This is a genomic window from Bacillus sp. PS95 (genome assembly GCF_037963565.1).
Classification (GTDB): Bacteria; Bacillota; Bacilli; order Bacillales; family Bacillaceae; genus Bacillus; species Bacillus subtilis.
In genome coordinates, this window is record NZ_CP150160.1 from 1,850,638 (window position 1) to 1,863,446 (window position 12,809).

Below are 12,809 nucleotides of genomic sequence, written 5' to 3' on the forward strand. Positions count from 1 at the left end.
GAAAATGATAACTGAACAACTGCACATTTCATTAAATAATCCAATCATGTCCAACCACAAGGTATATGGACAAGCGTTATTACCCGGCCTTGCTTATATAGATTTAATCTACCAAGTATTCCAGGAACATGGTTATGCATACCAAGAGCTTGAATTAAAAAACCTGACCATTTTTTACCCTTTGATCGCAGATGAGTCATATGACATTGCCCTGACCATTCACGTGTCTGAAAGAAAGGAAGGGACATGGTCTATCATCATCGACGGACAAAAACAGCATGGAGAATCACTATCTGACAAGAGACAATATGTGACTGCTGACATGCATCGTAAAGAGCAAACTTCTTTTGCCGAATCAATAGACCTTAATCAGTGGAAAAATACAGCTGACAGGATTCTGAATTTAGATGAAATATATGAACAATGCCGCTCTAAGGAGTTAGTGCATACCGGCATGATGAAGGCAAAAGGGCGGATTTATGAAACCAAAGAGGGGGCTGTAATTGATTTAGCAGTCGGACAGGAAGCGTTGTGTCATTCTGAAGCTTTTCTGTTTCATCCGACGCTTATTGACGGCAGCGGCATAGGTTCAAGCTGCCTGATCTCAGATCAAACGATGTACCTGCCATTGTATTATGAATCGTTTTCTGCTTCAGAACGATTGCAAAAAGGATGTACAGCACGGATCCTCTCCTCATCTGTGCGCCAAAAGAAAGAACTCACTTATATGACGATTGAATATTTTAATTCAGCAGGACAAAAAGTGGCCGAGCTGAAACAATTTGCAGGCAAGTCTGTACGGAATATGTCAGCCTTTCATTCTGCAAAAGAAATTCAAGAAGAAAGAGCTGCTGTCTCTCAGAACATCAGTCAGGACTATCCCGCATTTGAAATGTATTTGCGTCAGTTGCTTGCTAAGCATCTTGAAAGGCCGGCAGAACAAATGGATATCCACGCTGGGTACTATGAGCTTGGTCTGGATTCTCCGTCATTGCTTACCGTGGTTCAGGAAATTGGAGATAAGGTTGGAGCGGATCTTGCTCCGACACTGCTGTTTGAATTTACAACAATTGCAGAACTAGCTGCTCATCTTGCTGATCACTATTCAATTGGAGAGGCGGACGATGCTGTCCGCCAATCTCCTTCACCAATTGATGGTGTTACCTCTTCACCAGAGATCGGGGAGGACATAGCCATTATCGGAATGGCGGGACGCTATCCTAAGGCGAAAAACATACAGGAATTTTGGGAACAGCTTAAAGCGGGTACCGACTGCATCACAGAGATTCCAAACTTACGCTGGGAATGGAAGGAAAACAATGGGCTGGATTCACCTTCGGGCAAGCCATTGTCAAAATGGGGCGGGTTTATCGAGGATGCTGATTGTTTTGATCCTCAATTTTTCAGAATCTCTCCGCGTGAAGCGGAAATGATGGACCCTCAGGAACGCTTATTTTTAGAGACGTGCTGGGAAGCTATTGAAGATGCGGGTTATACACCAGAGACAATTGCTTCACCGCAGGGAGAAAATAAAAGACAGCATGTCGGTGTGTTTGCCGGCGTTATGCATAAGGACTATTCTCTTATAGGAGCTGAAGCTCTATCAGAACACAATCCATTTCCTTTATCGCTGAATTATGCGCAAATCGCCAACAGGGTCTCTTACTATTGTAATTTCCACGGCCCAAGCATGGCGGTGGACACGGTCTGCTCTTCCTCATTAACTGCGGTTCATCTGGCAATAGAGAGCATCCGGAATGGAGAATGCGAGGCCGCGCTTGCCGGAGGCGTCAATTTGTCACTGCATCCGGCTAAATATATCAGCTATGGCAGTGTAGGGATGCACTCAAGTGACGGCTATTGCCATACTTTCGGTAAAGGCGGGGATGGCTACGTATCTGGAGAAGGTGTCGGCACAGTATTGCTAAAACCGCTGCGAAAAGCTGAACAGGACGGTGACCGAATCTATGCTGTCATCAAAGGCAGTGCGATAAATCATGTAGGAAAAGTAAGCGGAATTACAGTACCGAGCCCTGTAGCTCAAGCTGATGTTATCGAAGCGTGTCTAGAAAAAACAGGAATTGATCCGCGCACCATCAGCTATGTTGAAGCCCATGGCACTGGCACCTCATTGGGAGATCCGATTGAAATACAGGGGTTAGTAAAAGCTTTCAGCCGCAATACGCAGGACAAGCAATTCTGTTCAATCGGTTCTGTTAAATCGAATATTGGCCATGCTGAAGCTGCAGCCGGCATTAGCGGCTTAACGAAGACTGTCCTGCAGTTGCATCATAAAACCTTGGTGCCCTCATTACATTCAGAAGAGCTGAATCCTTATTTGAAGCTCGATCAAACCCCATTTTTTGTCCAGCATGAAACAAAGGAATGGGAGCAGCCATCTTTTACAGAAAACGGGGTGGACGTCACATATCCCCGCCGTGCCGGTTTAAGTTCGTTTGGCGCTTCAGGATCAAATGCGCATCTTATTTTAGAAGAATATATTCCGGCAGAGAGCCATTCAGAGACGATTTTAACGAAAAATGAAGAAATAGTGATACCTTTGTCTGCGAGAAACAAAGATCGTCTGCAGGCTTACGCTCTTAAACTTCTTGATTTTCTTAGCGAGGACGTCAATCTTTTAGCGTTAGCTTATACCATGCAGGCAGGACGGGTTGAAATGGAGGAGCGTGCGGCCTTCATCGTAAAAGACATAAAAGATTTAACGGCTAAACTTCGGGCGTTTGCCAATGGCGAAGAAGAGATTGAGGGCTGCTGGACCGGACAAGCCAAGGAGAATCAGGAGGCGGCTGGGCCGACATCGGTAAATGCGCTGAATAACCATTTGATAAAAGACAGCGAAATGATGGAAATGGCGAAAGCATGGGTTCAAGGAAAGCGGGTCACCTGGGACGACCTATACGGCGATCGCAAGCCGCTTAAGATCAGTGTTCCGACCTATCCGTTTGCAAGGGAGCGCTACTGGATCCCGGTTCCTGAAATGAAAACCAGCACTGTGAATCATATCTTACATCCGCTGGTGCACCGCAATACATCAGACTTTACTGAGCAGCGCTTTAGCTCTGTATTTACAGGCACGGAATTTTTCCTTTCAGATCATGTTGTACAGGGACAGAAGATTTTGCCGGGCGTTGCCTATTTAGAAATGGCAAGGGAAGCAGCGGAAAAAGCTGCAGGCGATCTGGACGGCGAACAAAGAGTGGTGTCGCTTAAAGACATTGTGTGGGTGCGTCCTATCACGATAGAAAGTGAACCAAAAGAAATACATATTGGCCTTTTTCCTGAGGATAACGGGGACATTTCCTTTGACATTTATAGCAGCTCTGAACATAAAGAAGAAGCCCTGACGATACACTGCCAAGGCCGCGCTGTCATTTCAGATGAAGCGGACACTTCCATTTTAAACCTTTCATCAATACAGACAGAATGCAGCCTGGACACAGTGACGTCAGAACAATGCTATGCAGCGTTTCGAAAGATTGGGCTTGACTATGGAGAGGGCTATCAAGGGATTGAAAAAGTCTATGTCGGCAAAGATCAATTGCTTGCAAAAATCTCGTTACCCGCTTTTCTAAAAAACGACAAGCAGCATTTTGCGCTCCACCCGAGTTTGATGGATTCCGCGTTCCATGCCACAGTCGGTTTTATCGTTAGCTCAGTCAATGCCGCTGGACAAGCTCAGACGCTGTCTCTTCCATTTGCGTTACAGGAGGTTGATATTTTCAGCCCATGTCCAGAGAAGATATGGTCTTATATTCGATACAGTTCAGACAGTAAAGCGGAGGACAAAGTCAGAAAGTATGATATTGATTTATGTGATGAGAACGGACATGTTTGTGTGCGAATGAAGGGTGCCTCGATGCGGGCACTTGATGGAGAGCAGCATTCAAAGCCGCAACTATTAACTGATTCTCAGCTGACCGGGCATACGATGATGATCCCTGTCTGGGAACCAGTCTCTTCAGATACGGAGGATAATGCTTCGTTTGCTGGTACACGAGTTGTTTTATGCGGTGCTGCTGAAGCTGATCGGGCATTAATAAAGCATCATTATCCGCAAGTATCCTTTATCGATATCCGGCCTGCAGATGACATTGAGGGAATAGCGGACAAACTGCAAGCGTACGGAAGCATTGACCATGTATTGTGGATTGCCCCGTCACACCGGGGAAGTATAGGTAGTGATGGACAAGAAGAAGCTGTTCTTCACTTATTTAAGCTTGTGAAAGCATGCCTGCAATTAGGCTATGGCGAGAAACAACTTGAATGGTCTCTTGTGACCGTCCAAGCGCAGCCGGTTACGCAACATGAGGCAGTACAACCCGCTCATGCAAGCATTCATGGGCTTGCCGGCACAATGGCAAAGGAATATCCACACTGGAAAATCCGTCTTCTCGATCTTGAAAAAGGCTGCACATGGCCGGTAAATCACATGTTTGCACTCCCAGCTGACCGCCTTGGCCATGCTTGGGCCTATCGTAATCAGCAATGGCATCAGCAGCAATTGATCCCATATCGGCACTCACTGTCAGGCGACACGCTATATCGGAAAGGCGGAGTCTATGTGGTCATCGGGGGAGCCGGGTATATAGGAGAGGCGTGGAGTGAGTACATGATCCGCCGCTACCAGGCGCAAATCGTTTGGATTGGGCGAAGTCAACTTAATGCTGCCATCCAGTCAAAAATAGACCGACTTTCGGCGCTTGGCCCTGAGCCTTTCTACATTGCAGCCGATGCAGCCGATAAGCATTCATTGCAGCAGGCTTATGATCAAGTGAAAATGCGCCATCCTCATATTCACGGGATTGTTCACTCTGCGATGGTTTTATTTGAGCAAAGCCTGGAAAAAATGAAGCAACAAGAATTCACCGCTGGACTGGCGGCGAAGATCGATGTCAGTATTCGGTTGGCCCAAGTGTTCCGCCAGGAGAATGTAGATTTTGTTTTATTCTTCTCTTCGCTTGTAGCCCATATCAAAAATGTGAAGCAAAGCCATTATGCCTCTGGCTGTACATTTGCAGATGCTTTTGCTCACCGGCTTTCTCAGAGCTGGGCATGCCCTGTAAAAGTCATGAACTGGGGATATTGGGGGAATAGTGAAGCGGCTGAGGATGAACATTATGTACAGCTCATGAATCAAATCGGCTTAGGTTTAATTGAGCCTGAGGAGGCTATGAAGGCGCTGGAAGCCCTGCTTTCTGGGCCAGTCAGCCAAACAGCTTTCATTCATACGACAAAGCCTGTAGCAGTCGAAGGCGTCAATCAGAATGAATTCATCACTCTTTATCCAGAGCAACCTTCAGCAGATGCAGAGAGCCTGATGGAGCGTCTGCCGACTACGGGACGATTTCAAAGAGTGACACATGAAGAGCTTGATGATCTTCTTTACAGGCTGTTGTTAGGACAGCTGCAAACAGCCGGGCTGTTTGATGGTTATACATTATCGGTTGAACGTCTTCAACAATATAAGACTCGTGAATTTTATGGAAAATGGATTCGGCAAAGCAGCGAATTTCTCTTGCAGCATGGCTATCTTAAGAAAGTTGGAGATTCATTGGTGAGGAAGGACCAAGCAGAGGATATCGAGCTGCTTTGGCAAGAATGGAATGCGAAAAAAGAAAAGTGGCTTAAAGACAGCGAGACAAAGGCGATGGTTGTATTAGCAGAGGCCATGCTGAAAGCATTACCGGATATTTTGACAGGGAAAGTCCCTGCAACAGATATCATGTTCCCGCATTCCTCGATGGAACTAGTGGAAGGCATTTATAAGCATAACCAAGTGGCAGATTATTTTAATAAAGTGCTTGCCGATACATTATTAGCTTATCTGGATGAACGTCTGAAGCACGACCCTGAGGCATCGATTCGCATTATGGAAATAGGCGCAGGCACAGGCGGCACGAGTGCCGGAATCTTTGAAAAACTGAAACCATATCAAAAGCACATCAATGAATATTGCTATACAGATCTGTCTAAAGCATTTTTGCTGCATGCACAAAAGGAATATGGGGCGGAAAATCCGTACCTGACATATCAGCTTTTTGATGTGGAAAAACCGATTGACCAGCAGGAATTTGAAGCGGGAGGCTATGATGTCGTCATTGCCGCTAATGTCCTTCACGCAACAAAAAATATCCGTCAAACACTGCGGCATACAAAAGCAGTAATGAAAAACAACGGAATGCTGCTGCTGAATGAAATGGCGGGAAACAGCCTGTTCCCTCACATCACCTTTGGTCTTTTGGAAGGCTGGTGGCTGTATGAAGATCCTGCAGTGCGGATTCCCGGCTGTCCAGGCTTACATCCTGACAGTTGGAAAGCGGCACTTGAAAGCGAAGGCTTTGAATCTGTCTTTTTCCCGGCCGAGGCGGCACATGATCTGAGTCACCAAATCGTCGCAGCCTCAAGCAACGGGCTGGTTCGCCGTATGATGAAAAATGTGGTCTTGCCAGAGAAGGATGTTTCACAAGCGTCTAATCAGGAGCCAGCCTACATTCATACCATAGATTCAGAGGAAGCTGGACAATCAAAACATGCTCTCCTAAGAGTAAAAAGCACAGAATATATGAAAAAACTAATCGGGGAAACGTTGAAAATTCCTGCAGGAAAGATTGAGTCATCTGAACCGCTTGAAAAGTACGGGATTGATTCTATCGTTGTTGTCCAGCTGACGAATACATTGCGTAAAGAATTTGACCATGTAAGCAGCACTTTATTTTTCGAGTACCAGACCATTGACGCATTAGTGGAGCATTTCATCAAAACAAAAACAGAAGCGCTGATGAAATTAACAGGTCTTGACCGTCAAGTTCTACAACAGACACCGGCCGAAAGCAGAACCCAATCTTCACATAAACCTGATCAGGCCGCTAAAAGAACACGGCGCTATCGCAAGCTTGGCTTCAGCGGGGAGAAAGAAACACCGACAAACACTCTTGTAAGCCGTGACGTTGCCATTATCGGCATTTCTGGACGCTATCCTCAGGCGGAAACAGCAGAAGACTTTTGGAACAACCTAAAAGAAGGAAGAAATTGTATTGAGGAAATTCCGAAAGATCGCTGGGATTGGAAAGCTTATTACGATAAAGAAAAAGGAAAAGAAGGATCAATTTATACGAAATGGGGCGGATTTATCAAGGATATGGACAAGTTTGACCCATTATTCTTTCAGATTTCTCCGCTTGAGGCAGAAAGAATGGACCCTCAGGAGCGATTATTTCTGCAAACCGCTTATGCAAGTATTGAAGACGCGGGATACACGCCTGACTCGCTCTGTTCAAGCAGAAAAATCGGCGTCTTTGCCGGAGTCATGAACAAAAATTATCCGACCGGCTACGGCTATTGGTCTATCGCCAACAGAATATCCTATTTACTGAATTTCCAAGGCCCGAGTCTTGCAGTCGATACAGCCTGCTCATCCTCCCTGACAGCGATTCATTTAGCGCTGGAAAGCATCTATAGCGGATCGAGTGATTGTGCCATTGCCGGCGGTGTCAATTTAGTTGTCGACCCGGTTCACTATCAGAATTTATCTGTCATGAATATGCTCTCTGCTAGTGATACATGTAAATCATTCGGCGATGATGCAGATGGATTTGTCGACGGTGAAGGCGTAGGCGCCATTGTGTTAAAGCCGCTGCAGCAAGCAATAGCGGACGGTGACCATATTTACGGTGTGATAAAGGCAAGTGCCATTAATAGCGGAGGAAAAACAAATGGATACACGGTTCCAAATCCTCATGCACAGGCACAGGTAATTAAAGAAGCAATGGAGCGCGCCGACATTCCTGCCCGAACCATCAGTTATTTAGAGGCGCATGGAACAGGCACTGCATTAGGAGATCCGATTGAGATAGCGGGGTTAACAAAAGCATTTGAGAAAGATACGCAGGAGAAACAGTTTTGTGCGATCGGCTCCAGCAAATCAAATATCGGTCATTGTGAAAGTGCAGCCGGAATTGCAGGGCTGACAAAAATACTTTTTCAGTTTAAATATAGCCAAATTGCACCATCATTGCATGCTCAGCGGTTGAATCCGAACATCGAGTTCAGCCATACGCCATTTGTCGTTCAGCAGCAACTTGGTGAATGGAAACGCCCGGTGATTGGCGGGCAAGAGGTGCCTAGGCGCGCTGGCTTGAGCAGTTTTGGCGCCGGAGGGTCCAATGCCCATATCATCCTGGAAGAATATATTCCAAGAACGGGGACGCAAACGCCGAAAGACCATCCTCCAGCGCTGATTGTGCTGTCGGCCAAAAACATGGAACGCTTGCAAGAAAAAGCGAAACAGCTGCTTACAGCCATCAAACAAAAAAGGTACCGCGAAACAGACCTGATCAGGATTGCCTATACCTTGCAAACAGGCCGTGAAGCAATGGAGGAACGGCTGGCCTTTATAGCGGAATCACTAGAGGATCTTGAGAGAAAGCTGAACGATTTTATCGAAAACAAAGCAGACAGCCTGTATCTGGATCGCATCGATGATAACAAAAAAGCGTTAGCAGTCTTATCAGCGGATGAGGATACGGAAAAAATCATAGAAGCATGGATGAGCAAAGGGAAATACACGAAACTGCTGGATCTTTGGGTGAAAGGCTTGTCTTTCGACTGGGGCATGCTGTACGGCACCCAAACGCCTGTCCGGATCAGTCTTCCGGCATATCCATTTGCGAAAGAGCGTTACTGGGCACCAGGCGCGGCAAAGGTCCCGGCGTCTATAGAACAGGATCATGATCAGCAAACAGAAGAACCTTTCAAGGTTATGACTTTTCAAGAAGTGTGGATAGAAGAGGCGGCGACTCTCACATCGAAACGTATCAAAACGCTCATCTGTTTTCTGACTGAAAGAGAAAAGCAAAACGCATTTGCTTCAGCCCTGAAAAACGTTGATCAAGACACCAAGGTCATTTTTATATCACAGGGCGAAGTGTACAGCAAACAGTCTGAATATAGCTACCAGATTGTGCGGCAAGAACCCGTTACTTTTGAAAAGGCCTTCCAGAGCATTAAAGAAGAACTTGGAGAGCCAGATGCAATCCTCTATATGTGGCCTATGGAAGACAAGCGCTGTATAAAGGACCATTCCTGTATTGTTTACCTATTACAAGGTATGTCCGCAGCAAAGCTTCATCCTTCACGGCTGCTGCTGGCAGGATGTTTTGAAGATAGTCTTGACCGAAGTTATCTGGAATCATGGATTGGCTTCGAACGTTCACTCGGGCTTGTCCTTCCGCACACAAAAGTAACTGGAATCTTTCAGCCCGCGGAACAAGGATCGATGGATGATTGGACACGTAATATATGGGCAGAATTACAGGCTTCAGCTGAACAAACGGTTTTGTATCAGAATGCGAAACGATATGTAAATCACATTGAACAGACAACGATACAACCGGACGACAGCAAATTGAAGTCTGGCGGTACTTACCTGATTACAGGCGGTGTAGGAGGGCTTGGTTATTTATTTGCCAAGCATTTGGCCAAAAACTATGCCGCAAACCTGATTTTGACAGGGCGGTCGCCTTTTAATGATGAAAAGCAAAAGCAAATAAAAGAATTAAAGGATCTAGGCGGCGAAGCGATGTATGCAGAAGCAGATGTGTCTGATCCTATCGCAATGGGAGACTGCGTAAAAAGAGGGAAAGACCGATTCGGTGCCATCAACGGTGTCATTCATGCAGCCGGGATCGAGAGCGACTCTGCTATTTTTGACAAAAAGATCGAAAGCTTCCAGCGCATCATTGAACCGAAAATCAACGGCACGATAGCGCTTGATGAATGGCTTAAAAATGAAGACCTTGATTTTATGTGTTATTTTTCTTCTTCTTCTGCGGTTTTAGGGGATTTTGGATGTTGTGATTATGCGATTGGCAATAGGTTTCAGATGGCTTACGCACAATACAGAAATGAGCTGCATAACGGTAAAACGTTTGTCATCAACTGGCCTGTATGGAAGGATGGCGGAATGAAGATCGGTGATGAGGAAACAACGGATATGTACCTGAAATCAAGCGGCCAACGCTTCCTAGAAGCCGAGGAAGGCATCCGTATGTTTGAGCACATCCTAGCTCAGCAGGATGCTCAGCATCTCGTGATAGCCGGTCAGCCCAGCCGTGTCAGCAGATTTTTAGGAATGACTGAACCAGCTATTCCAGAACCGGCCACTCAAGCCCCTCTAGCACAAGAAAACAAGGATGAGGTAAAAACGTTAAGCATTGAAAAGCGTTTAGAACACGACTTGAAAGAGCATATTCACACATTGCTTAAGATTTCAAAGGACAAGCTGAATTTGAACAAAAATTGGGCCGACTTCGGATTTGATTCAATCTATTTGGCTAAATTTTCGAATGTGTTATCAAAGCATTTCAACATCGAAGTGACACCGGCTTTATTTTTCGGCTATTCGACTTTACAAGAATTGATCGGCTTTTTCTTAACCGATCATAAAGAGCTGATTGAAGCATTTTACCGGGATGATGCATCAGAGGCGCAAAAGCCCCCTGAAGATTATGCAGCAATTCCTGTAGCTTTAGAACCAGAAGCCAGTAAAAAAAGCATTCGGCAGGTTCACGATGAGCCTATTGCCATTATCGGCATGAGCGGCAGGTTCCCTCAAGCTGATTCGGTCCATGAGCTGTGGGATAATCTGAAAAACGGTAAATCGTGTATCTCTGACATTCCGGGCGAACGCCGGGACTGGGGGAGAGCTAACAGAGATCCAGAAAAAGCAGTGCCAAGGTGGGGTGCATTTTTGAAGGACATAGACCGGTTTGATCCGCTGTTTTTTCAAATATCGCCTAAAGAAGCCGAAAGCATGGATCCGCGCCAGCGCATTTTTCTAGAGGAAGCATGGCACACGTTTGAAGACGCCGGCTATATGGGAGATCGGATAAAAGGAAAATCCTGCGGTGTTTATGTAGGTGTGGAAGAAGGGGAATATGCGCATCTAACCGGAGATACGGATTACATTAACGGAACACAAAACGCCACATTGTCTGCGAGAATCGCATACACATTGGATTTAAAAGGGCCTAATATGGCTTTGACAGCAGCATGTTCATCTGGACTGGTGGCGATTCACCAGGCATGTTCAGCTCTGCGTCAGGGGGATTGTGAAATGGCTTTAGCCGGCGGCGTCAGCTTGAATATTTCTCACATGTCTTTTGAGGCGCTGACAAGGGCCGAAATGCTGTCTCCGAACGGACAATGCAAAGTGTTTGACCAGGATGCCAATGGTCTTGTGCCAGGTGAAGCGGTGGCTGCTGTTCTCTTGAAACCATTATCAAAGGCAATTGAAGATAAAGATCATATTTATGGCTGCATCAAAGCCAGCGGTGTGAATTACGATGGCAAAACCAACGGCATTACTGCGCCAAATCCTTTTAGCCAGGCAGAATTGATCGAAAACATTTATGAAAAAAATGAAATCAATCCGCTCGATATTCAATATGTGATGGCGCACAGTACCGGCTCGAATCTTGGTGATCCGCTTGAGGTCCAAGCGTTAACGAGCGTGTTCAGCAAATATACGAAGCAGAAGCAATTCTGTATGATCAGCTCAATTAAACCTTTAATCGGACATACATTTGCAGCGTCAGGAACGGTTGCTTTAATCAGTATGCTGATGGCTATGAAAAACCAGATCATTCCGGCCACTCATCACTGTGAATCGGAAAACCCGTATATTCCGTTTAAAGAAAGCCCATTTGTGCTTTGCAAAGAAAACCGTTCGTGGATCAGGAAAAATCAGAAGCCGAGGATGGGAACGATCAGCACGACTGGAATCAGCGGCACCAATGCACATGCAGTCATTGAAGAATACATCCCGGATGATCAGCCGTCCACACAGCGGCATCAAGGGTCACCGCAGATCATTGTGCTTTCAGCCCAAAATGACGATCGGCTTCAGGATGCTGCCTGCCGCATGATTGCGTATCTGGAGCAGAATCATAACCTTTCTTTACCTGATGTGGCATATACGCTTCAGGTTGGGAGAAAAGCCATGGAAGCAAGGCTCGCGCTCGTTGCAAACAATCAGAAGCAATTGGTGCGAAAATTGAAGGAATATGTGGAAGCAATGAAGAATGGTGGGGTATCAGGCCAACAGAGATCCCTTTATACAGGATATACAGAAGGGATTTTAGAAGAACAAGATGAAGCAGTTCTGCAAGCTCTCGCAAAAGAAAAAAATTTGGAAAACATCGCGGAATGCTGGGTGAAAGGATATCAGATTCCTTGGGAACTCTTTCATGATGGCGATCACGTTCGGATGGTTTCTTTACCTGGTTATCCATTTGCAAGGGAACGGTATTGGATTTCGTCAGGCACTCAGCAATCAGAGGCCGTTAAACAGCATTCACAAGATATGAAAACAGAGATTGACGAGCCGAATGGCAAAACCCACATTCAAAAGATCATTGTTCAATTTTTAGCACGAGAATTGGGCATATCTGAGGATCGAATCAATTTCAAAAGAAACTTCCTGGATTATGGGATGGATTCAATTCTTGGCCGAAAATTGATGCGGCATATCGAAAAAACCACGCAGCTGAAGATGGCCGGCCGGGAAATCCTTGAATGTCAGACAGTCCAAGCTCTATCTGACCATTTGGCCTTAAAAGCGGAAAAACAAAATCATAGCGCAGCAGCACATCAAATAAAGGACACGTATACAGACGAGCAAATCATCGGATTGATGCAAGAGGTGGCGCTAGGGAAATTGGATTTTAAGAGTGTGCAAAACATCATAGAAGGGAGTAAATCGTATGAATCATAAAGAAATTCTCGATGCC

The 12,809-nt window shown here is 45.8% G+C and carries 1 protein-coding gene; it reads left to right on the plus strand.

The features are described 5' to 3' along the window. The first annotated feature begins 4 nt into the window (after window positions 1-4). Window positions 5-12,793 carry a polyketide synthase PksM gene (pksM, locus tag NSQ12_RS09500; protein ID WP_339176533.1) on the plus strand — a complete coding sequence of 4,263 codons (12,789 nt, stop codon included), beginning with the start codon at window positions 5-7 and terminating at the stop codon, window positions 12,791-12,793. The last annotated feature ends 16 nt before the right edge of the window (window positions 12,794-12,809 follow it).

Coding starts and splice junctions, on each gene's coding strand:
- pksM (WP_339176533.1), top strand. CDS start 5: ATGATAACTGAACAACTGCACATTTCATTAAATAATCCAATCATGTCC.